The sequence below is a fragment of the Marinitenerispora sediminis genome, from assembly GCF_003336425.1.
Taxonomy (GTDB): Bacteria; Actinomycetota; Actinomycetes; order Streptosporangiales; family Streptosporangiaceae; genus Marinitenerispora; species Marinitenerispora sediminis.
Genome location: NZ_QEIO01000094.1, coordinates 1 through 21,371, shown reverse-complemented (window position 1 = coordinate 21,371; position 21,371 = coordinate 1). Strand labels below are relative to the sequence as shown.

General features: G+C 74.0%; 20 protein-coding genes. 10 read left to right on the top strand and 10 right to left on the bottom strand.

From position 1 onward, the window contains the following. Window positions 1-108: 108 nt before the first annotated feature. From DEF28_RS17835 to DEF28_RS17820, 4 genes are all read right to left on the bottom strand, one after another. Entirely contained in the window at window positions 109-1,242 is a 1,134-nt protein-coding gene (locus DEF28_RS17835; protein WP_114446175.1) for a ComEA family DNA-binding protein, read from the bottom strand. A gap of 169 nt (window positions 1,243-1,411) precedes the next feature. Next, window positions 1,412-2,023: a phosphotransferase gene (locus DEF28_RS28985; RefSeq protein ID WP_325049007.1), complete on the bottom strand. Its 612-nt coding sequence runs from the start codon at window positions 2,021-2,023 to the stop codon at window positions 1,412-1,414. 682 nt (window positions 2,024-2,705) lie between these two features. Next, window positions 2,706-2,978: a 30S ribosomal protein S20 gene (rpsT, locus tag DEF28_RS17825; RefSeq protein WP_114398819.1), complete on the bottom strand. Its 273-nt coding sequence runs from the start codon at window positions 2,976-2,978 to the stop codon at window positions 2,706-2,708. Window positions 2,979-3,209: 231 nt separating this feature from the next. Continuing rightward, window positions 3,210-4,211 carry a hypothetical protein gene (locus tag DEF28_RS17820; RefSeq protein ID WP_114398818.1) on the bottom strand — a complete coding sequence of 334 codons (1,002 nt, stop codon included), beginning with the start codon at window positions 4,209-4,211 and terminating at the stop codon, window positions 3,210-3,212. Between the two features lie 187 nt (window positions 4,212-4,398). On the opposite strand from DEF28_RS17820, the gene lepA reads away from it, so the two are divergent. Further along, a complete protein-coding gene (gene lepA, locus DEF28_RS17815; protein WP_114398817.1) occupies window positions 4,399-6,237 on the top strand; it encodes a translation elongation factor 4 in 1,839 nt (612 codons plus the stop codon). 42 nt (window positions 6,238-6,279) lie between these two features. On the opposite strand, the gene DEF28_RS17810 is transcribed toward lepA, so the two are convergent. Further along, window positions 6,280-7,911 carry a glycoside hydrolase family 13 protein gene (locus DEF28_RS17810; protein ID WP_114398816.1) on the bottom strand — a complete coding sequence of 544 codons (1,632 nt, stop codon included), beginning with the start codon at window positions 7,909-7,911 and terminating at the stop codon, window positions 6,280-6,282. Between the two features lie 106 nt (window positions 7,912-8,017). On the opposite strand from DEF28_RS17810, the gene DEF28_RS17805 reads away from it, so the two are divergent. The 4 genes from DEF28_RS17805 to hemW all read left to right on the top strand — a co-directional run bounded on the left by DEF28_RS17805 (window position 8,018) and on the right by hemW (window position 11,477). Continuing rightward, on the top strand, window positions 8,018-9,046 hold the full coding sequence (locus DEF28_RS17805; RefSeq protein WP_114398815.1) for a LacI family DNA-binding transcriptional regulator: 1,029 nt from the start codon (window positions 8,018-8,020) through the stop codon (window positions 9,044-9,046). A 65-nt stretch (window positions 9,047-9,111) separates the two neighbouring features. After that, window positions 9,112-9,762: an MOSC domain-containing protein gene (locus DEF28_RS17800; protein ID WP_114398814.1), complete on the top strand. Its 651-nt coding sequence runs from the start codon at window positions 9,112-9,114 to the stop codon at window positions 9,760-9,762. Beyond that, window positions 9,759-10,190 carry an Imm32 family immunity protein gene (locus DEF28_RS17795; RefSeq protein WP_114398813.1) on the top strand — a complete coding sequence of 144 codons (432 nt, stop codon included), beginning with the start codon at window positions 9,759-9,761 and terminating at the stop codon, window positions 10,188-10,190. The genes DEF28_RS17800 and DEF28_RS17795 overlap by 4 nt, the downstream gene beginning before the upstream one ends. A gap of 54 nt (window positions 10,191-10,244) precedes the next feature. Then, entirely contained in the window at window positions 10,245-11,477 is a 1,233-nt protein-coding gene (hemW, locus tag DEF28_RS17790) for a radical SAM family heme chaperone HemW (protein WP_114398812.1), read from the top strand. Between the two features lie 52 nt (window positions 11,478-11,529). Here the strand turns inward: hemW and DEF28_RS17785 are convergent, their stop codons facing one another. The 3 genes from DEF28_RS17785 to DEF28_RS17775 form a co-directional block, all read right to left on the bottom strand. Continuing rightward, complete coding sequence (locus DEF28_RS17785) at window positions 11,530-12,132, bottom strand: DUF4870 domain-containing protein (protein ID WP_114398811.1); 603 nt, start codon at window positions 12,130-12,132, stop codon at window positions 11,530-11,532. Between the two features lie 272 nt (window positions 12,133-12,404). Next, window positions 12,405-13,490 carry a DUF4870 domain-containing protein gene (locus DEF28_RS28500; RefSeq protein WP_233515377.1) on the bottom strand — a complete coding sequence of 362 codons (1,086 nt, stop codon included), beginning with the start codon at window positions 13,488-13,490 and terminating at the stop codon, window positions 12,405-12,407. A gap of 211 nt (window positions 13,491-13,701) precedes the next feature. Next, complete coding sequence (locus DEF28_RS17775) at window positions 13,702-14,544, bottom strand: DUF3097 domain-containing protein (protein ID WP_114398810.1); 843 nt, start codon at window positions 14,542-14,544, stop codon at window positions 13,702-13,704. Between the two features lie 314 nt (window positions 14,545-14,858). Here DEF28_RS17775 and hrcA point away from each other — a divergent pair, with 314 nt between their 5' ends. From hrcA to DEF28_RS17760, 3 genes are all read left to right on the top strand, one after another. Further along, window positions 14,859-15,872: a heat-inducible transcriptional repressor HrcA gene (gene hrcA, locus DEF28_RS17770; protein WP_114398809.1), complete on the top strand. Its 1,014-nt coding sequence runs from the start codon at window positions 14,859-14,861 to the stop codon at window positions 15,870-15,872. Continuing rightward, window positions 15,873-17,021 (top strand): molecular chaperone DnaJ, encoded by a 1,149-nt coding sequence (gene dnaJ / locus DEF28_RS17765; protein WP_114398808.1) that lies wholly within the window; start codon window positions 15,873-15,875, stop codon window positions 17,019-17,021. It abuts the gene before it with no gap. Window positions 17,022-17,273: 252 nt separating this feature from the next. Further along, window positions 17,274-18,026: a 16S rRNA (uracil(1498)-N(3))-methyltransferase gene (locus tag DEF28_RS17760; protein WP_114398821.1), complete on the top strand. Its 753-nt coding sequence runs from the start codon at window positions 17,274-17,276 to the stop codon at window positions 18,024-18,026. A gap of 109 nt (window positions 18,027-18,135) precedes the next feature. Here DEF28_RS17760 and DEF28_RS17755 read toward each other — a convergent pair whose 3' ends face one another. Continuing rightward, window positions 18,136-18,828 carry a hypothetical protein gene (locus DEF28_RS17755; RefSeq protein ID WP_114398807.1) on the bottom strand — a complete coding sequence of 231 codons (693 nt, stop codon included), beginning with the start codon at window positions 18,826-18,828 and terminating at the stop codon, window positions 18,136-18,138. Continuing rightward, window positions 18,825-19,355, bottom strand: a complete 531-nt coding sequence (locus DEF28_RS17750; RefSeq protein WP_114398806.1) for a SigE family RNA polymerase sigma factor — start codon at window positions 19,353-19,355, stop codon at window positions 18,825-18,827. Before DEF28_RS17750 ends, DEF28_RS17755 begins: the two co-directional genes overlap by 4 nt. A 516-nt stretch (window positions 19,356-19,871) precedes the next feature. Here DEF28_RS17750 and DEF28_RS17745 point away from each other — a divergent pair. Both DEF28_RS17745 and DEF28_RS17740 read left to right on the top strand, forming a co-directional pair. Beyond that, window positions 19,872-20,222, top strand: a complete 351-nt coding sequence (locus DEF28_RS17745; protein WP_114398820.1) for an HIT domain-containing protein — start codon at window positions 19,872-19,874, stop codon at window positions 20,220-20,222. Window positions 20,223-20,371: 149 nt separating this feature from the next. Then, window positions 20,372-21,371: PhoH family protein (locus DEF28_RS17740; protein ID WP_147281069.1), on the top strand; the 1,000-nt coding region annotated here is incomplete at its 3' end.

Below are 21,371 nucleotides of genomic sequence, written 5' to 3'. Positions count from 1 at the left end.
GGTGGGCAGAGGCGCGAGGGGCCGGGGGAGTGCGCTGGTGCCGTGGCGGGTGAAGTGCCGTCGGCGTGGGGGCGACCGGAGCAGCCGGGGTGCGGGGGCGAAGCCGGTTCACGGTGCCGCTCCGGCGATCCGCACCAGGTCCCGGAGCTCGGCGAAGCGGCGCTCGCCGATGCCGGTGACGTCCTGGAGCTGCTCGATGGTCCGGAAGCCGCCGCTGGCGGTCCGGTGGGCGACGATCCGCTCCGCCAGCACCGGCCCGATGCCCGGCAGCGCGTCGAGCTGCTCCACGGTGGCCGTGTTGAGGTCCAGCGGCACCCCGGCGGCCGTGCCGCCCGTGCCGGGACCGGCGGCGGGAGCGGCCGCGGGATCACCGGGAGACGGGGTCACCCCGACCAGTACCTGCTCGCCGTCCACCAGCGGCCGAGCCAGGTTCAGCAGCCCGGTGTCGGCGACGCCCTCGACTCCTCCGGCGGCGTCGAGGGCGTCGCCGACCCGGGAGCCGGCGGGCAGCGTGACCACGCCGGGACGCTTCACCCGGCCGCCCACGTGGACGACGATCTCCCCGGCCGGTGCGGCCGCTGTGCTCGGGGCGGCGGCCGGCGCGGTCGGGGCCGCGCCGGCCGCCACCGAGGGCACCGCTTCCGGGGGCAGGGGGGCGCTCTCGGGCTCGGCGCGCGAGCGCAGGAGGAACCAGCAGGTCACGAGCGCGGCCGCGACGCACACCACGGCGAGCGCCCGCACGCCCGCGCGGCCCAGGCGCGGCCGCTCCGGGTCGTCGGCCAGCAGCCGGGCCAGCCAGGAACGCGGCCACGGGACGGCGGGAGCCTCAGCGTCGACCTCGACGTACCCGGGCGGCGGGCCGGCCGCGCGCCGCGGCCGCACCGGTCCCGGCGGGCGTGCCGCGGTGGAACGGGCCCCGCCGCCCGCCTCCGCGCCGCCCTCGGCGGCCACCGGTCCTGGCCCGGTGACGGCGTAGGGCGGAGTCGGCACAGCGGCGAGCAGGCGGTCGCCCCCCGCCGCCTCGCCGGCCCCCGGCCCCGGACCGCCGGCGCCACGCCGCGGCCGGGACGGGGGCGCCGCCGCCCCGCAGTCCGCCCTGCCGTCCGCCCTGCCGGAACCGCCCTCGGCGCCGCCGCCTCGCGGTGCGGGCTCCGGCCGCGGCGCCGCCGGGTCGCCACCGGTGAGCGCGCGCAGCCGCCGTAGCGCGGCGTCGCCGCCCGGGTCCCGATCCTTCGATGCCATGCCCGCACGCTAGGCGGCGCCGCCTCCCGCCGGCAGGCCGATTCGCGCCCCTGTGGAAAACCCCCGCCGTCCAGAGCGGCGGCCCTGCGGACCAGCGTCCTCACCCGCGGTCTGCCACCCCCGTCGCGGCCGCCGCCGGACCGCCGGGTGCCGGCGCGCCCGGGGGCGGCTACAGCAGCGGGTCGCCGCCGTCGAGGAGGGTGCGGAGCCAGCGGGCCACCTGGAGCAGGTGTTCGTGGCGGACCGCCGGGCGGAGCTCGGGAAAGACGCGGGACCAGGAGAGGGCGCGGCCGATCGGGGCCAGGGACAGGGCGAGGCGCAGTTCCTCGCCGAGTTCGCTCCGCGGGCGGTCCGCCGTCCAGGGTTCCAGGAAGGCCGCGCGCAGGCGGTCCAGCTGGCGGTGGTCGGCGCCGAAGGAGCGGGCCGTTCGCAGGGGGGCCAGGAGGCTCGTGAACGGATGCGCGACGCCGGAGTCGCCCCAGTCGACGAACCGGTAGCCGCCGTCGAGTACGAGGACGTTGCCGATATGCAGGTCGGCGTGGTCGAGGGACGCCGGGACCGCGGAGCCGGCGAGGAGGCCGCAGAGGGTGTCGAACTCGGGGCGCTGCTTCAGCAGGGTGGCGCGGTCGGCTCCCAGAGCCTGCGCCACCGCCGGATTGTCGAGGAAGGCGTCCAGCCGGCCGCCGAGCGCGGCCGGGCGGAGGTCGGGGACGCCGAGGCCGAGGAGGTCGGAGACCCGGCGGGCCAGGGAGCGCTGCAGGCGCGCATAGGCGGCCAGCATCGCCTCCCACGCGGGGACGTCGTCGGGCGCGGCGATGTGGTCGCGCAGGGGGCGGCCGGCGCCGGACAGCAGCGTCCAGCCGCGTCCAGCCGCGTCCGGCGTCCACCGCCGGCGGGGGCGCCACCCAGCCGGGGGCCCAGGCGCAGAGGGCGCCGGCGAGTGCGGCCTCGAACTCGCCGCCCGGCGCGTTCGCCTTGAACCAGACCGGCCCGCCGGTGCAGGCGAACCGCGCCGTGGTCGACCACGGCCGGATCCGCACCTGGGGCGGATCGGCGAGCAGCCGGGCGCCGCGCGCCGCGACGTGCTGCGCGACCCAGGACACCAGCTCGCCGCGGAGTTCGGGATCGTCCCACAGGGAGAGGCGCAGGGGGCGGTACTCCACGCGCCACAACAGTAGCCGGGGGCACGGGCGAGTGGCGGTGCGCGCGCCGTGTCGCCGAGGGGCGGTCGGCCGGGCGGAGGCGCGGGCGGCGTGCGCGCTCGTGCGGTCGGGCGGTCGCGGCGCCGTTCCCGGATCGGGGACGGCACGCCGATGCTACCGGGGCGCGCGGCGCAGACCGAGCCGGGGAACGCGGGCGGCCCGCGCCGGCTCGAGGCGGGGCCGGGCCGCAGCTCCGGGTCCGGGAACGCGAACGGTCCCGCCGGCGGAGCCGACGGGACCGGAAGCGGAACGGGTCCGGACTCAGGCGCTCTCGGTCAGCGCGTGCGCGCGCCGCGCGATGGCGGACTTGCGGTTGGCGGCCTGGTTCCGGTGGATGACGCCCTTGCTCACGGCCTTGTCGAGCTGGCGGGCGGCAGCGCGCTGGAGGACGACGGCCTGCTCGGTGTTCCCGGCCTCGGCAGCCTCGCGGAACTTGCGGATGGCCGTCTTCAGCGACGACTTCACCGCCTTGTTGCGCAGGCGGCGCTTCTCGTTCTGCCGGTTGCGCTTCTTCTGCGACTTGATGTTCGCCATGCGAAAACGTGCTCCAGTTGCTTCTGATCAGTACGCCGGTGGACGTGGGCCGCGACCCGCGGGCAGCCGATCCGCGGGACGGGCGGACGCGCCGGCGCCAGGTGTGTGAGTCCGAAGGGCTCAAACCGAACGTGGAACGTCCGAGACACGGAGCTCCATTATGCAACGGCCGGAGGAGTGCTCGCGCCCGCCGCCGACACGTCCGCCCGTGCCGAGGCCCGGCCGGCCCGGTCAGCGCCCGGGCGCCAGCCAGCCGTCCCGGAACGCCTCCCAGTTCTCCTCGCTGGTGTCGTCGAGCACGTAGACGGCCATGCCGACCGACTCCCGCCGCTCGCCGGAGCCGGTCAGCCCGAGGCGCACCGCCCGCGCCGCCGTGGCGACGGACTCTGCCGAGGACGCCTCGCCCCACCCCTCGTGGTCGTAGGAGGGGACCCCGAAGCGCAGTGTCACCTCCTCGGGCACTGCCTCCAGCCCGAGCTCGGCCTGGCGGACCATGAAACCGCCGTACAGCGACTCGATCGGCATCCCGGTGCCGTGGCCCCGGATCACCACCTGGTCGGCCTGCTCCGCGACCCGCCGCAGGTAGCCCACCGACCAGTACCGCTCGCCGCGCGCCACCAGGTGCACCGGCAGCCGGAGCCCGGGGATCAGCTCCACCTGCTGGGCGTCCACCGAGAGCACCGCGTCCGGTCCGGCCTCCTCCCTGGTCCGCTCCAGCAGGTCCGGCAGGGTCGGGTCGTTGGAGGAGACCGGGTACACGGCGTAGTGCACCCCGTCGAACCCGGCGTCGACCATGTCGCCGGCCGCCGCGGCGAGCGCTGCGCGGCCCGCCGGGTCGATCCGGTCGGCGACCAGCGAGGACCCGGACGCCGTGGAACTCAGCCAGCCGAGCACCCGCGTCTCGGGCAGTTCGCGGCGCAGCGCGCCGAGGAACCGGTCGGCCGCGGCGTAGCCCGCGGGGTCCACCGTCCCCTCCGGCCCGATGTCGCCGGCGTGCACGTAGAGGTCGGCGAAGCCGGCCTCGCGCAGCCGCGGCAGCAGCGCCGCGACGTCGCGCTCGTCGCGGTCACCGTTGACCCAGGCGTTGCCGAGCCAGGCGGCGTCGTCGCCGGTGGAGGCCGCCCAGGGCGCGGGGTCGCCCGAGTACTGCATGCCCAGCAGCGCGCCGGCGCCTGTCGCCACCACCGCGATGGCTGCCAGACCTGCGAGGATGCGTTGCAGTAGCCATTTCACCGACGTCTCCCGCCTCTCCCGGCGTCGCGTAGCCTTGGTGCGTGCCCTGGCGTGCCTCGGGCCATTGTCTCCCGTGGTACCGGCCCGGCGGGCGCCATGGGACCATGGAGGCGTTACCCCGGGAACGCCGCGCCACCGCCGCAGCGGCTCGCCCCTAGCCCGCTTCGAGAAATGTGAACGGACCACGGTGCCACAGCCAAACCGGACCGATCCCGCGCTGATCCGAAACTTCTGCATCATCGCGCACATCGACCATGGCAAGTCGACCCTGGCCGACCGCATGCTGCAGCTGACCGGCGTCGTCGAGGACCGCCAGATGCGCGCGCAGTACCTCGACCGGATGGACATCGAGCGCGAGCGCGGCATCACGATCAAGTCGCAGGCCGTCCGACTGCCGTTCACCGCGGTCGACGACGCGAGCTACGTGCTCAACCTCATCGACACCCCCGGCCACGTCGACTTCAGCTACGAGGTCTCCCGCTCCCTGGCCGCCTGCGAGGGCGCCGTCCTGCTCGTGGACGCGGCCCAGGGCATCGAGGCGCAGACCCTCGCCAACCTCTACCTCGCGCTGGAGAACGACCTCGCCGTCGTCCCGGTGCTCAACAAGATCGACCTTCCGGCCGCGCAGCCCGAGAAGTACGCCGCGGAGCTCGCCAACATCATCGGCTGCGACCCCTCCGAGGTGCTCCGGGTCAGCGCCAAGACGGGCGAGGGCGTGGCGGAGCTGCTGAACGAGATCGTCCGCCGGGTACCGCCGCCGGTCGGCGACGCCGACGCGCCCGCCCGCGCGATGATCTTCGACTCCGTCTACGACACCTACCGCGGCGTGGTCACCTACGTGCGGGTGGTCGACGGCCAGCTCGGCACCCGCGAGCGCATCGCGATGATGTCCACCGGAGCCACGCACGAGATGCTGGAGGTCGGGGTCATCTCGCCGGAGCCCACCCGGGTCGAGGGGCTCGGGGTCGGCGAGGTCGGCTACCTCATCACCGGTGTGAAGGACGTCCGCCAGTCGCGGGTGGGCGACACCGTCACCTCCGCCGTCAAAGGCGCCACCGAGATGCTGTCCGGGTACCAGGACCCCAAGCCCATGGTGTTCTCGGGCCTCTACCCGATCGAGGGCACCGACTACCCGGTGCTGCGCGACGCGCTGGAGAAGCTCCAGCTGAACGACGCCGCGCTGGTCTTCGAACCCGAGACCTCTGCCGCGCTCGGCTTCGGCTTCCGGTGCGGCTTCCTCGGCCTGCTGCACCTGGAGATCACCCGGGCCCGGCTGGAGCGCGAGTTCAACCTCGACCTCATCTCCACCGCACCCAACGTCGTGTACCAGGTCGCCATGGAGAACGGCGAGGAGCACACGGTCACCAACCCGAGCGAGTTCCCGGCCGGCAAGATCGCCGAGGTCCGCGAGCCGGTGGTCCGGGGCACACTGCTCGCGCCCGCCGACTACGTCGGGCCGATCATGGAGCTGTGCCAGGCCCGCCGCGGCGTGCTCCTGGGCATGGACTACCTGTCCGAGGACCGCGTGGAGATGCGCTACACGCTGCCGCTCGCCGAGATCGTGTTCGACTTCTTCGACCAGCTCAAGTCCCGGACGAAGGGGTACGCGTCGCTGGACTACGAGCCGTCCGGAGACCAGGCGGCCGACCTCGTGAAGGTGGACATCCTGCTCCAGGGCGAGACGGTCGACGCCTTCTCCGCGATCGTGCACAAGGACAAGGCGTACTCCTACGGCGTGGAGATGACCAAGAAGCTGCGCGAGCTCATCCCGCGGCAGCAGTTCGAGGTGCCGGTCCAGGCCGCCATCGGTTCCCGGGTGATCGCCCGTGAGAACATCCGCGCCATCCGCAAGGACGTGCTCTCCAAGTGCTACGGCGGCGACATCAGCCGCAAGCGCAAGCTGCTGGAGAAGCAGAAGGAGGGCAAGAAGCGCATGAAGATGGTGGGCCGGGTGGAGGTCCCGCAGGAGGCGTTCATCTCGGCGCTGTCCACGGAGCCCGCCGGCGAGAAGGACAAGAAGAAGTAGCCCTCGGGCCGGGGCGGCGGCCGCCGCCCCGGCCGGTCCGGGTCAGGCTCCCAGCCACACCGCGGTGTCCGGCGGCAGCGTCAGCGTGCCGTCCTGCGCGCTCACCGGGCCGCTGGACAGCAGCACCTTGCCCTCCAGCGGCAGCCGGACCGGAGTGTCGCCCAGGTTGACCGCGCAGCCGAAACCGGGCTCGCGGCCGAACCACAGGACGTCTTCGGGCGCGTCCAGCCAGGTGAGCGTGCCGTCGCCGAGCGCCTCCAGCTCGCGGCGCAGGTGCAGCGCGGCGGTGTACAGCGACAGCGTGGAGCCGGGGTCGGCCTCCTGCGCCGCGCGGGACAGCGTCCGCCACTCCGCGGGTACCGGCAGCCACGGCCGGCTGTCCGGCGGCCCGAACCCGAACGGCGGCTCGCTGCCCTCCCACGGCAGCGGCACCCGGCAGCCGTCGCGGCCGCGCTCGGTACGCCCGGAGCGTTCCCAGGTGGGGTCCTGCAGCGTCTCCTCGGGCAGGTCGGTCACCTCGGGCAGCCCCAGCTCCTCGCCCTGGTAGAGGTAGGCGGAGCCGGGCAGCGCCAGCATCAGCAGGGTGGCGGCCCGCGCCCGCCGGGTCCCGAGCTCGCCGCCGCCGAACCGGGTGACGTGCCGGGTGACGTCGTGGTTGGACAGCACCCAGGTGGTCGGGGCGCCGACCGCGCCGTTGGCGGCCAGCGACGCCTCCACCACGTCGCGCAGCGCGCCCGCCTTCCACGGGGCGGTCAGGTACTCGAAGTTGAACGCCTGGTGCAGCTCGTCGGCCCGCAGGTAGCGCGCCACGCGGGACGCCTCCTCCACCCACGCCTCGGCGACCATGGCGCGGTCGTCGTAGGCGTCGATGATCTGCCGCCAGTGCCGGTAGATCTCGTGGACGCCGTCCTGGTCGAAGTAGGGCAGCCGGGTGTGGCCGTCGAGCATCCCGGCCTGCTGGCCGGGGAGGATGTCGGGCAGCGCCGGGTCCTTGACCATCCCGTGCGCCACGTCGATGCGGAAGCCGTCCACCCCGCGGTCCAGCCAGAACCGCAGCACGTCGTCGAACTCCGCCCAGACCTCGGGGTTGGACCAGTTGAGGTCGGGCTGCTCGGCGTCGAAGAGGTGCAGGTACCACTGCTCGGGGGTGCCGTCGGGGCGCTTCAGCCGGGTCCACGCGACCCCGCCGAAGATGGAGTTCCAGTTGTTCGGCGGCTCGTCGCCGGCGGGGCCCTTCCCGTCACGGAAGAGGTAGCGCTCGCGCTCGGGGGAGCCCGGCTCCGCCGCGACCGCCTCGCGGAACCAGCGGTGCGCCGACGAGGTGTGGTTGGGCACGATGTCGATGATGAGCCGCAGGCCGAGGCCGTGCGCGTCGGCCAGCAGCGCGTCGAAGTCGGCGAGCGTGCCGAAGCGCGGATCGACGTCGCGGTAGTCGGCCACGTCGTATCCGCCGTCGGCGAGGGGGGAGACGTAGAACGGGGTCAGCCAGATCGCGTCCACACCGAGCGCCGCGAGTTTGGGCAGCCGCTGCCGGATGCCCTCCAGGTCGCCCTCGCCGTCGCCGTTGGAGTCGGCGAAGCTGCGCACGTAGACCTGGTAGATCACCGCCTCGCGCCACCAGTTCCGACCTCGGGCGGTGGGAGCCGCGGTACCGGGCTGGGGGGTGAGCTGCATGGGGATCCCTCCGTATCGCCTGAGCCGAGCCGACAGGCTGAAATCACTTGCGCAAGATTACCCACTTCTTTCAGGGGAGCGACAGCCCGTCGACTAGAGTGCTGCCATGGGCCCACGACTTGCCGACATCGCCCGCCACGCCGGCGTCAGCGAAGCCACGGTCTCCCGGGTGCTCAACGACAAGCCGGGAGTGGGGGCCGAGACCCGCAAGGCCGTGCTGGCCGCGCTGGACGTGCTCGGCTACGAGCGCCCGGCGCGGCTGAGGCAGCGCTCCGCGGGCCTGGTCGGCATGGTCGTGCCGGAGCTGGAGAACCCGATCTTCCCGATGTTCGCGCAGGCGGCCGAGGGACCCCTCGCCCAGCACGGGTACACGCCGGTGCTGTGCACCCAGACACCCGGCGGCATCGTCGAGGACGAGTACGTCGAGCTGCTGCTGGAGCGCAACGTCTCCGGCATCATCTTCGTCTCCGGGCTGCACGCCGACACCACCGCCGACCACGAGCGCTACCGCACGCTGGTCTCCCGCCGGCTGCCGATCGTGCTGGTCAACGGCTTCGCGGCGAGCATCCCGGCCGCCTTCGTCTCCTGCGACGACCGGGCCGCCAGCAGGCTGGCCGTGGACCACCTGGCCGCCCTCGGCCACACCCGCATCGGGTTCACGAGCGGCCCGCGGCGCTACGTCCCGGTGCGCCGCAAGCTGGAGGGCTACGAGGCGGCCATGGCCGACAACGGCCTGCCCACCGACGACTTGGTGGAGCTCTCCCTCTTCGGGGTCGAGGGCGGGCATGCCGCCGCCCTGCGGTTACTGGACCGCGGCGTCACCGCCGTGGTGTGCGGCTCCGACCTCATGGCCCTGGGCGCCGTCCGCGCCGCCCGCCAGCGCGGGCTGTCGGTGCCCCGCGACTTCTCCGTGGTCGGCTACGACGACTCCCAGCTGATCGCCTTCACCGACCCCCCGCTGACCACCGTGCGCCAGCCGATCCAGGCCATGGCGCTGGCCGCCGTGCGTGCGCTCTGCGACGAGATCGCCGGCCACGCCGCGTCGCGCACGGAGTACCTGTTCGCCCCCGAGCTCGTGGTGCGCGGCTCCACCGGAGCGGTCCGCGCCGACCTCTCCTCGGCCCAGGTCGGCTGAACCGGCTGTCCACAGCCCGGAGCGCGAGTTGGCGCACGCCGGAGCGGGTCCCTAACGTTCTTCGCATGACCACTCCCATCGTGCGATCCGTCAACGTCGGCCGGGCCCGCGACGCCGCCTGGGCCGGCCGGCTGCGCCGCACCGCCATCGACAAGCGGCCGGTCGAGGGGCCGGTCGCCGTGCGCGCCCTCGGCCTGGCCGGCGACGAGCAGGCCGACCGCGCGCACCACGGCGGCCCCGACCAGGCCGTGTACGCCTACGCCCGCGAGGAGCTGGACCACTGGGAGCGGGTGCTCGGCCGTCCGCTGCGCGACGGCATGTTCGGCGAGAACCTCACCACGCACGGCGTCCAGGTGAGCCGGGCCGTCATCGGCGAGCGCTGGCGGATCGGCACGGCCCTGTTCGAGGTGGTGCTGCCGCGGGTCCCCTGCGCGGTGTTCGCCGCCTGGGTGGAGGAGCCCGCCTGGGTGAGGCGGTTCACCGCCGAGGCCCGCACCGGCGCCTACCTCCGCGTGCTTGAGGAAGGACGCCTCGCCGCGGGCGACGCCGTCACGGTGGAGCACCGCCCCGACCACGGCATCGACCTCGCCGCCGCGTTCCGCGCCCGCCACGACCGCGACCTGGACCTGCTGCACCGCGTGCTGGAACTTCCGGGCAGAGCCGACGAGTGGCAGCGGATGTTCGACAAGCTCACCGCGCGGCTGGGGCGGGTGTGACTCCGCGGCCAGCCGACCGCGAGTCCGCCCTGCGCGTCCTCTGCTTCCCACCGTCCCGGGAGGTGATCGTCGCCGGTTCCGCCCGTGGCCCGCGCGCGCTCGCCGCGGCCGTCACCGCGGCCGACCGGTGCACCGCCGATCCCGGCCCCGCGGCGGGCGCCACCCCGCTGGCCGCCGTCGAGGTGCGCGATGCGCCAGGCCCGGTGCGCATCGACGCCGACCCGGCCGGGCGGGCGCTGCGCGTACGCGGCGACCGCGCGCACCGTGCCGCGCTCGCCGCCGTCCTGCGCGACACGGCCGCCATGACCGCCGGCGGGCAGGTGCCCGCTGACCACTACCTGGACCACCCGTTCCTGGCCGAGGGCTCGGCGCCGCTCGTGGTGGAGAGCCCGCACGGCGGCATGCCGCGTAGAGCGGCGGCGCCCTGACCGGCGCCCGCCCCACCGGTCCGTCCGGTGCCCGGGATGACCGACACTGGGGACATGCCTTCCGTGCCTCTCGACGGCGACCCCGTCCCCCGCGACGGTGCCCTGCCCGCGCACTCGCTGGAGGGCGCGGGCACCCGGCCGTTCGGCGTGTACGTGCACGTGCCGTTCTGCGTGACCCGGTGCGGTTACTGCGACTTCAACACCTACACCGCCGACGAGCTGCGCTCCCGCGACGGCTCGGCCACCGCCTCGCGCGAGACCTACGCCGGCCAGGCCGTGGCCGAACTCGCGCTCGCGCGCCGGGTGCTCGGCGACGCCGAGGTGCCGGTGCGGACGGTGTTCGTCGGGGGCGGCACGCCGACCCTGCTGCCGCCCGAGGACCTGGGGCGCATCCTGGCCGCCGTCGACACCGAGTTCGGCCTGGAGGCCGGTGCGGAGGTCACCACGGAGGCCAACCCGGAGACCGTGGACCGCGACTACCTGCTCCGGCTGCGCGACGCCGGGTTCACCCGGGTGTCCTTCGGAATGCAGAGCGCCCGGCCGCACGTCCTGGCGGTGCTGGACCGCACGCACACCCCCGGCAGGCCGGAGCGGTGCGTGGCCTGGGCGCGCGAGGCCGGCTTCGAGCACGTCAACCTCGACCTCATCTACGGCACACCCGGCGAGACCGACGAGGACTGGGCGGAGTCGCTGCGGGCGGCGGTCGCCGCGGGGCCCGACCATGTCTCCGCCTACTCGCTCATCGTCGAGGAGGGCACCCGGCTCGCGGCCCGGGTCCGCCGCGGTGAGCTCGCCGCGCCGGACGACGACACCATGGCCGACCGCTACCTGATGGCCGACGAGCTGCTGAGCGCCGCCGGGCTGCGCTGGTACGAGGTCTCCAACTGGGCCGCGGCCCCCGACGCCCGGAGCCGGCACAACCTGCTCTACTGGACGGGCGGCGACTGGTGGGGCGTCGGCCCCGGCGCGCACAGCCATGTCGGCGGGACCCGCTGGTGGAACGTGAAGCACCCGGCCGCCTACGCCGCCCGGCTCGCCGGCGGCGGCACGCCCGCCCAGGCGCGCGAGGTGCTGGACGCCGCGGACCGCCGGTTCGAGCGGATCCTGCTGGAGTTGCGCATCGCGGAGGGCTGCCCGCTGCACCTGCTGGACGACGCCGGCCGGCGGGCGGCGAAGGAGGCGGTGGCCGACGGGCTGCTGGACGAGGCCGCGCACGCGCACGGCCGGGCCGTCCTCACCCTGCGCGGCCGGCTGCTCGCCGACGCGGTGGTGCGCGACCTCACCTGACGGCGCGCCGGCGCGCCGGGGAGCCGGCGGGCCGGCGCCCCGGCACGTCCGGCTACTTCACCATCCGGATGGACATCGGGTAGCGGTACAGCTCGCCGCGGTTGGCGGCCATCGTTCCCATGATCCCGAAGATGATCACCATCGCGTACACCGCGATGAAGGTCAGGAATCCGATGATCACGACCATGAGGATCCCGGAGACGACCAGCCCGATCGCGGCGGTGATCTGGAAGTTCAGCGCTTCGACGGCCTGCGCCCGCACCCACGGGGACTCGTCCTTCTTCATGAGGAAGACGATCAGGGGCCCCAGCAGCCCCAGGACGATGCCGCCGACGTGGGTGAGCACGCCCCACATCTGGTCGTCGCTGCCCGGCCGGGGCCGCAGGCCCGGCTCGCCGTGCGGGTCGTACCCCTGCTGCTGGTAGCCGTGCTGGTCGTACCCCGCCTGGTCGTACCCCTGCTGCTGGTAGCCCGGCTGGCCGTAGGGGACGGGCTGCTGGCCGTATCCGGGCTGGCCGCCGGTCTGCGGCTGCTGGCCGTACCCGGGCTGGCCGCCGTAGGCGGGGCCGCCGCCGGTCGGCGGGCCGTAACCGCCGGGCTGGCCGTGCTGGCCTTGGCCGCCGTCGTAGGGCGGCTGGGGGTAGGGGTTGCTCATGCTCTTCCTCGTGTTCCTGCCCGCGCGGTCGAGCACGGACGTACGGAGGCGGATGACAGTCCACCGGACGGACCCCGGCCCCTCGTCCGAGGCGGGCCGGGGCGGACGTGGCGGGCGCCGTGCGCCCTCCTCCGGCACGTCGCGGCCGCGGTCCGTGCGGCGATGGTGCAGTCGAACCTACCTGGGCGACGTCACGGAACGCGAACGGCCGGTACCGTCCAAGGATCGGACGGCGCCGGCCGCGCGCGGGTTCCACCGCGGGGCGGTGGTCGTCACTTCACGAGGCGCAGCGCCACGGGGTAGCGGTACCAGCGCCCCCGGGTCACCCCGACGGCCGCCAGGATGCCGAACACGATCGAGACCAGCCAGACGGCGACGATCAGCAGGGACCCGATCCAGGACAGCGTGTAGGCGTACATGCCCAGGCCGATGTAGACCGCCCACATCACGAGGTAGGGCACGACCAGCGTGAGCTGGAAGTTCAGCGCCTCGGCCGCGTGGTGCCGGACGAACGACGGCTGGTTGGCCTGGCCCGGCTGGTTGCGCCGGAGCAGGTAGACCACCAGGGCGGGAAGCCAGCCCGCACATCCCATGATCACGCCCGACAGGTGCGCGATCATCGACCACGTGATCTCGTCCGAGCCGCCCCCGCCGTGCCGCGGCGGGCTCGTCGGCGGGTGCGGGTAGGGCTGCGGTTCCGCGGCCTGCGGCGGCCGGCCGCCCGGCCCGAAGCCCGCCCCCGGGTAGCCGCCCGGTCCGGGCTGCTCGCCCGTCGGCCGGGCGTAGCCGGGCTGCTCGCCCGTCGGCCGGGCGTAGCCGGGCTGGTCGACGGCGTCCGGGCGCCCGCCGCCCGGGGCCGGCGCGTACGGCAGTCCCGGTCCGGGCTGCTCGCCGGTGGGCGGGCCGTACCCGGGCTGCGGCCCGGTTCCCGGGTACCCCGGGTACTGCGGCCGCCCGCCGGGCGGGGACGGCTGCCCCGGATAGCCGGGTTGCCCGGTGGGGCGGGCGTGGCCCGGCAGGCCGCTACCGGTCTGATCGCGGTCGGCCGGATACCCCGCGCCCGGGGGCCCGTAACCGGCCGGCGGCTGCGGGGCGGCGGGCGGCCGCTGGGCGCCCGAATGCTGGTCGTAGCCGGGCGCGGGCGGCGGCGGGCCGGCCGGCGGACCGTACCCCGGGTGCGCTGGCTGGCCGCCGGTGGGCGGCCCCGCGGGCCACGGCGCGTCCGGCCGGCCGGACGGCTCCCCGGACGGGGGCCAGGGCGGAGCGGGCGGGCCGCCGGCGTCCGCCCGCCCGTAGCCGGGCTGGCCACCAGAGGGCGGATCCTGGGGCGATGGCTGGTTGGGCGGTGTCTCGCTCATGGTGTCCCTTGGCTGTGCCGGTTGCGATGGGGCGGATAGTACGTGGGCTCTCACGGGAGCGGCGCCCGGTGCGGGCCCTCCCGGGTGGTGCGCCGCCCGCGCGGGCCGCGCCGCCGGCGGCCGGTCCCGTCCGGCGGGTGCTCCTCCCGCCGTGCGGCATCGCGGCCCCGCTGCCGGCGCCCCGGCGCGGACGCGACCCACCCGACCGACCCTAGTCCCCGCCCGTGTGCGGGGCCGTGACGAAGTCGATCAGTTCTTCGACGCGTCCCAGCAGCTCCGGTTCCAGGTCGGTGAAGGAACGCACCGATCCGAGGATGCGCCGCCAGGCCGCGCCGGTGTCCGCCGGCCATCCCAGCGCCTCGACGACGCCCTCCTTCCACGGCAGGCCGCGCGGCACGTCCGGCCAGCTGGCGATGCCCACCGCCGCCGGCTTCACCGCGGCCCACACGTCGACGAACGGGTGGCCGAGCACCAGCACGTGCGGCGCGGCGACCCGCTGGGCGATCCGGCTCTCCTTGGAGCCGGGGACCAGGTGGTCGACGAGGACACCGAGCCGCCGCCCCGGTCCCGGGGCGAAGTCAGCGACGATCTCCGGCAGCCGGTCCACGCCCTCCAGGTACTCCACCACGACCCCCTCCACCCGCAGGTCGTGGCCCCAGACCCGCTCAACGAGCTCGGCGTCGTGCACTCCCTCGACGTAGATGCGGCTCTCCCGGGCGACCCGGGAGCGCAGCCCGCGCACCGCGATGGACCCGGAGGCGCTGCGCGCCGGCCGGGCCGGGCCGGCCGGCGCGGGCCGGGTGAGGGTCACGGGCTCGCCGTCGACGAGGAACGCGGCGGGGACGAGGTCGAACACCCGGAGCCGGCCGTGCCGGTCCTCCAGGGTCACCGTGCCCTTGTCCGCGCTGACGACGGCGCCGCAGAACCCCTCGTCCGCGGACTCCACCACGAGCCCCGGCTCAGCGGGGATCTCGCGTACCCGGCCCCTGCGGGGCCGCCGCCAGTCGCCCGCGAGGACGTCGCGACCGTACCTGTTACCGGAGTCAGTGCCCACGGCCTGGGATTGTAGTGGCGAGCGGCCGCGCCGGCCCGGCGGCGCCCGGCGGAGGTGGGAATCGCGGGCCCAGGGGCCCGCGGGCGCCGCCGGATCGTCACGGGCTCGTGATCTGGCGGAACGAAGCGTGCCGGTCCACCATGAAAGGATCAGCCGACCCCGCTCCCTCCGGCCCCGACGTCCGTGGTGCGAGACGGAGACCCGATTCCGGGGAACACCCTAGGACGGGACCCCGCCCGGCCAGGAGTGGGAGCGCGTCGACGGAGCCGCATAGAATTAGCACTTAAGACCACGGAGTGCCAGGAGGTGAGCGCGTGCTCGACGACCGAAAGCTCGCGGTGCTGCGTGCCATCGTCGAGGACTACGTGTCCACGAACGAGCCTGTGGGTTCGAAGGCACTCGTCGACCGGCACGGCCTCGGCGTCTCGCCGGCGACGATCCGCAACGACATGGTGGCCCTCGAAGAAGAGGGCTACATCGCCCAACCGCACACCAGCGCCGGCCGGGTCCCCACGGACAAGGGATACCGGCTCTTCGTCGACCGGCTGTCCACGGTCAAACCCCTGTCGGGCGCCGAACGGCGGGCGATCGAGACCTTCCTGTCCGGCGCCGTCGACCTCGACGAGATCGTGGCGCGCACCGTCCGGCTGCTGGCACAGCTGACCCGGCAGGTCGCCATCGTGCAGTACCCGTCGCTGACCCGGTCCTCGGTGCAGCACGTCGAGCTCGTGCCGCTCGGTTCGCAGCGGGTCATGATGGTCCTCATCACCAACACCGGCCGGGTCGAGCAGCGGGTCATCGACGGGCTCGACGAGGTCACCGACGACTCCGTCGAGAACCTGCGCACGGTGCTCAACCAGGCGCTGGTCGGCAGATGGCTGACCGAGGTCCCCCCGGCGGTCTCCGACCTCCCCGGCCGGCTGCCGGCGGAGGACCGGATGCTGGCCGCGTCGGTGCTGTCGGTGCTGCTGGAGAGCCTCGTGGAGAAGCACGACGAGAAGATCGTGCTCGGCGGGACCGCCAACCTCGCGGCCGTGGACTTCTCCGCCAGCCTCCGCGGCGTGCTGGAGGCGCTGGAAGAAAACGTCGTGCTCATCCGTTTGCTCGGTGAGGCGGGAGACCCCTCCATGCTCACGGTGCGCATCGGCGCGGAGAACTCCCACGAGGGCCTGCAGTCGACCTCGATCGTGTCCGCGGGCTACGGCATCGGTGACCGTTCGCTGGCGAAACTCGGCGTGGTCGGCCCGACTCGAATGGACTATCCCGGAACGATGGGAGCGGTACGCGCAGTGGCAAGATACGTCGGTCAGATCTTGGCGGGGCAGTAAGTGTCCAGGGACTACTACGAGATCCTCGGGGTGCGTCGCGACGCGTCCAAGGACGAGGTCAAGAAGGCATACCGCCGCCTGGCGCGCGAACTCCACCCCGACGTCAACCCCGATCCCGTCACCCAGGAGCGCTTCAAGGAGGTCACGCAGGCCTACGAGGTGCTGTCGGACCCGGAGAAGCGCCGGATGTTCGACATGGGCGTGGACCCGTTCGCCCCCGCGGGCGGAGCGGGCGGCGGCCCCGGCGGCTTCGGCAACGCCGGGTTCCCGTTCGACGACATCGTCAACGCCTTCTTCGGCGGCGGTGCCACCGGCCGGCGCGGAGCCCGCGACCGGGTGCGGCGCGGGCGCAGCATCAAGGTGCGCATCGAACTGGACCTCGCGGAGACGGCGTTCGGCGTGACGAAGGACGTCACGTTCCCGACCGCGGTGCTGTGCGACACCTGCCAGGGCGAGGGCACCGCGAAGGGCAGCCACCGGGAGACCTGCGATATGTGCTCCGGCCGTGGCGAGATCTCCGAGGTGGCGCGCTCGTTCCTCGGCCAGGTCATGACGACCCGGCCGTGCCCGCAGTGCGCGGGGCAGGGCACCGTCATCCGCAACCCCTGCCCGGACTGCGCCGGAGAGGGGCGGGTCCGCGAGACCGTCACCCGCAAGGTGCAGATTCCGGCGGGTGTCGAGGACGGCACCCAGATCCAGCTCGCGGGCGAGGGCGAGATCGGCCCGAACGGCGGTCCGCGCGGGGACATCTTCCTGGAGGTGGTGCAGCGTCCGCATCCGCTGTTCGAGCGCCGCGGCGACGACCTGCACTGCACCGTCGCCGTTCCCATGACGGCGGCGGCGCTGGGCGCGTCGCTGACCATCGAGACCCTCGACGGCAACGAGGAGATCGACCTCCGTCCGGGCACCAACTCGGGCCACGTCATCACGCTCGACGGGCGCGGCACCCGGCACCTCAACGCCCCGGGACGCGGCGACCTGCTGATCCGGGTCAACGTGGAGACGCCGAACAAGCTCGACGAGGAGCAGGAGGCGCTGCTGCGCAAGTTCGCGGAGCTGCGCGGGGAGGACCACCCGCCCGGCAAGTTCAGCCCGGGGCACGGCAACTTCTTCTCGCGGCTGCGGGACGCCTTCAACGGCTCGCGGTGACGGGTCCGGCGGTCCCCCACCGCCCGACGGTCGCGGTGACGGCCGGATCCGCCGCTCCTACCGGGCGGTGCGGATCCGGCCGTCACGCGTGGGGGTACAGCGTCCGTTGCGGGTACGGACAGCACAGCGTCCGTTGCGTGTACGGACAGCACAGCGTCCGTTGCGGGTACGGACGACGCTGTGTGTACGGAAAGCACAGCACGCGCCAGGTGTCCGGCCTTCGTCGTGCGGGTCGGTGGCAAGGAGGAGACCGTGACACCGCCGGTGTTCCTGACCGGGTCCGGTGATCTGGACCACGACCGGGTGGTGCTCGCCGGCCCCGAGGGACGGCACGCCGCCACGGTGCGGCGGCTGCGGGTGGGCGAGACCGTCGACCTCGCGGACGGGGCCGGGACCCGGGCCCGGTGCGTGGTCACCGATGTGGGCCGGGACACGGTCGCGTTCGCCATCGAGGAGCGGCACCGCGAGCCGGCGCCGGCGCCGCGCATGACGGTGGTGCAGGCGCTGCCCAAGGGCGACCGCGGCGAGCTCGCGGTGGAGGTCATGACCGAGGCCGGGGTGGACGCGATCGTCCCGTGGTCGGCCGATCGCTGCGTGACCCGATGGAAGCCCGACCGCGTCGCCAAGTCGCTGGGCCGGTGGCGTTCGGCGGCGCGCGAGGCCGCCAAGCAGGCGCGCCGCAGCCGCGTGCCCGAGGTCACGGAGCCGACGGCCACGGGCCAGGTGGCGGCGCTGCTCGGCGCGGCGACGCTCGGCATCGTGCTGCACGAGGAGACCGACCGGCGGCTCTCCTCCCTCCCGCTGCCCGACACGGTGGCGGCCGGCGGGGCCGACGCCGAGATCGTGCTGGTGGTGGGCCCCGAGGGCGGCTTCACGGACGCCGAACTCGCGGCCTTCGACCGTGCGGGTGCCGTGCGGGCGCTGCTCGGCCCGAGCGTGCTGCGCACCTCGACCGCCGGGGTGGCGGCGCTCGCCGTGCTGCAGGCCCGCTGCGGACGGTGGTGACCGGCCGCAGCCGCGACGCCCCCATCAGCGATCGAGGCGCGGTGCGGCCGGCCACGCGGGCACGGCCGCACCGCGGGAGCAAGGTCTGGGCCGTTCGTTCAGCGCGCGATCACTGCAGCGCGCTCGCGCTGTCGGTGCCGTCCGCGGGCGGCTCGCTCGGCTCGGGCGGGTCCTCGGGCGGCGCGGTGGGGCTGCCGGGGCCGCCGTCGCCTCCGTCACCGGGCTCGGAGCCGTCGTCGCTCGGGTCGGTGTCGCCGGGCTCGGAGGGCTGCGGCGACGGCACGCACGCGGGGTCCGCGTCGTTCTCGGCGGGGGTGTCGTCGTCGGCCGACGCCGTGGGGCTGCGCTCCTCGGACGGCGGCGCGCTGGGGCAGCGGGAGGCCGCCTCGGGGCCGCTCATCGGGTCGCCGCCCTGCGCCTCGGGCGCGGAGGAGGCCGCCGGTCCCAGGGGCCGGTCCGGGCTCGCACCCGAGGCGGCCGGCGCGTCGAGCTGGTCGCCCGCGTTCGCGGGACCCGAGCCCGGCGGCGGGGCGTCGTCCTCGGAGGCGGTGGTGAAGGAGTCGGGCAGGACCTGGTCGCGGAACTGCGGCGTGCCGAGCAGCACGGAGCCGACGATCAGCGCGGCGGCGGTCACCGCGAGGGTCGGGCGCAGCCAGACCCCGCCGAACCAGAACGGGCGGCTGCGCTGCGTCCGGGTGCGGATGCGGTCGAGCGCGGCGGGCGAGGGCTGGACGGAGTCGGCTTCGGCGCGCAGTGCGTCGCGGAGCCGCCGTTCCAGGCCGTCATCGAATGGATCGGTCATGTCGTTCGCTCCAGAACCGAGCGGAGCGCGGCGATTCCGCGCGCCGTGTGGCTCTTGACGGCGCCGCGACTGATGCCCATGGCGTCGGCGATCTGAGCCTCGGAAAGGTCTGCGTAGTAGCGGAGCACGATGGCCTCGCGCTGCCGGGTGGGCAGCGTCCGCAGCGCATCGATCACCGCGGCGCGCTCCAACTCGCCCAGGGCGCCGTGCTCGGCGCTGGGCGCGTCGGGCAGGGCCTTGGGTGCGTGCTTCTCCACCACCGCCCGGTGCCGGAGCACCGAGCGGGCCCGGTTCACCACCGACTGCCGCAGGTAGGAGAGCGCCTTGTTCGGGTCCCGCAGCCGCCGCCAGGCGCCGTGCATGGCGACGAACGCGTCCTGCACGACCTCCTCGGCCGTCGCGAAGTCCCGGACGAGCAGCGCCGCGAGCCGGACCAGCGGCCGGTAGTGCGCGCTGTACAGCTGCGTCACCGCCTGGTCGGCGTCCCACCCGACCGACACCGTCGCCGCGGAAGCATCCGCCACCATGGTTTCAGTCACGTCGGTAGGACGCGCGCCCTTGCCGCCGGGTTTACGAAAGGGCATACCGTTCTTCTCGCTCCGTCGTGGTGTCCGACGCCTGGCCGGGGAGGGAAGCGGGCGTCCCCGGCCTCGTGCAGTGGGGTGTGACCTCGTGCTGTGGGTAATAAGGGGCAGCGGTCTCCGCAAAAGGGGCAGTCCGGGAGACGTCACGCGAAGTAACAGGATAGCCCTATAGGCCCAGCCGTTGCCCTTCTCTAGCTCTAATTCCGGAGAACTCGTGATTCCGGTGGTGAGAGGGGTGCCGTCCGGGTGGAGTGGCGGGAAGAGGGCAGGAGCATTGTCGGAATTCTTCCGGATCGTTGGGGACTGCGAATCACGCAGTGCGGCCCCGGGAGCCCGCCGGCGGCCGCGACCCGCCGCCACCTCCGCGGTTCCGTGCGGAACCCGCCCGTCGGCTCCGGCATCATGGTGGGGTGGTCCGAGGTGATGTGCGAGAGGTGAGGGAAGGGGACACCGGTGGCCTTGCGTGAGCCCGACTGCCTGTTCTGCAAGATCGTCGCGGGGGAGGTGCCCGCAGAGATCGTCCGCGAGGGGGAGCGCACCGTCGCCTTCCGCGACATCAACCCGCAGGCGCCCACCCACGTGCTCATCATCCCCAAGGACCACTACCGCGATGCGGCGGCGGCGGGCCGGGCCGGGCGGGGGGTGCTGGACGAGATCGCCGTCGCGGCCGAGGAGGTCGCCAAGGCGGAGGGTGTCGCGGCGAACGGCTTCCGGCTGGTGTTCAACACCGGGCCAGGTGCCGGGCAGACCGTCTTCCACGTGCACGGCCACCTGCTGGGCGGCCGCGGGCTGGAGTGGCCGCCGGGGTGAGGCCGGCTCGGCGGCACCGGGGCCGAAAACCTCGGGCTGATCTGGGTCAACTTGCTAGAATTCACGTCATAAGCGACATCGTCCACGTGGCGACCCCGTGACTCACTGGATCTCGAAAGGCAGGGGCGAGACGGCCGCAAGGCCACATCATGGTCGAATCAACGAGACAAAGCACGCAGGTCAAGGTCGTCGTGCCCGAAGAGCACATGATGGTGAACCTGCTGGGATCACGTGACGAACTGCTGCGCGTCGTCGAGCGCTCCTTCGACAGCGACATCCACGTCCGCGGCAACGAGATCACCGTCAGTGGCAGCCCCGAGGAGACGTCGCTGGTCGTGCGGCTGATCGAGGAGCTCCTGGAGCTCGTCCAGAACGGCACCCAGGTCACCCCCGACGCCATCGACCGCACCCTCGGAATGCTGCGGACGCCGGGCGACGGCGAGCGGCCGGCCGACGTGCTGACGATGAACATCCTGTCGGCGCGCGGCCGCACCATCCGCCCCAAGACGCTGAACCAGAAGCGCTACGTCGACCAGATCGACCGGCACACCATCGTCTTCGGCATCGGACCGGCCGGCACCGGCAAGACCTACCTGGCGATGGCCAAGGCGGTCAAGGCGCTGCAGGCCAAGCAGGTGAACCGGATCATCCTCACCCGGCCCGCGGTGGAGGCCGGCGAGCGGCTCGGCTTCCTGCCGGGCACGCTCTACGAGAAGATCGACCCGTACCTGCGCCCCCTCTACGACGCGCTGCACGACATGCTCGACCCCGACTCCATCCCCAAGCTCATGGCTGCCGGGACCATCGAGGTCGCGCCGCTGGCGTACATGCGGGGCCGCACCCTCAACGACTCCTTCATCCTGCTGGACGAGGCGCAGAACACCTCGCCCGAGCAGATGAAGATGTTCCTCACCCGGCTCGGCTTCGGCTCCAAGATCGTGGTGACCGGCGACATCACCCAGGTGGACCTGCCGGGAGGCCAGGACAGCGGGCTGGGCACCATCGAGCGCATCCTCGACGGTATCGACGACATCGGGTTCTGCAGGCTGACCAGCCAGGACGTCGTCCGGCACAAGCTGGTCAGCGCGATCGTCGACGCCTACGGGCGCTACGACCACGAGCGCGGCCAGCGCGCCGACGGGGGGCGGA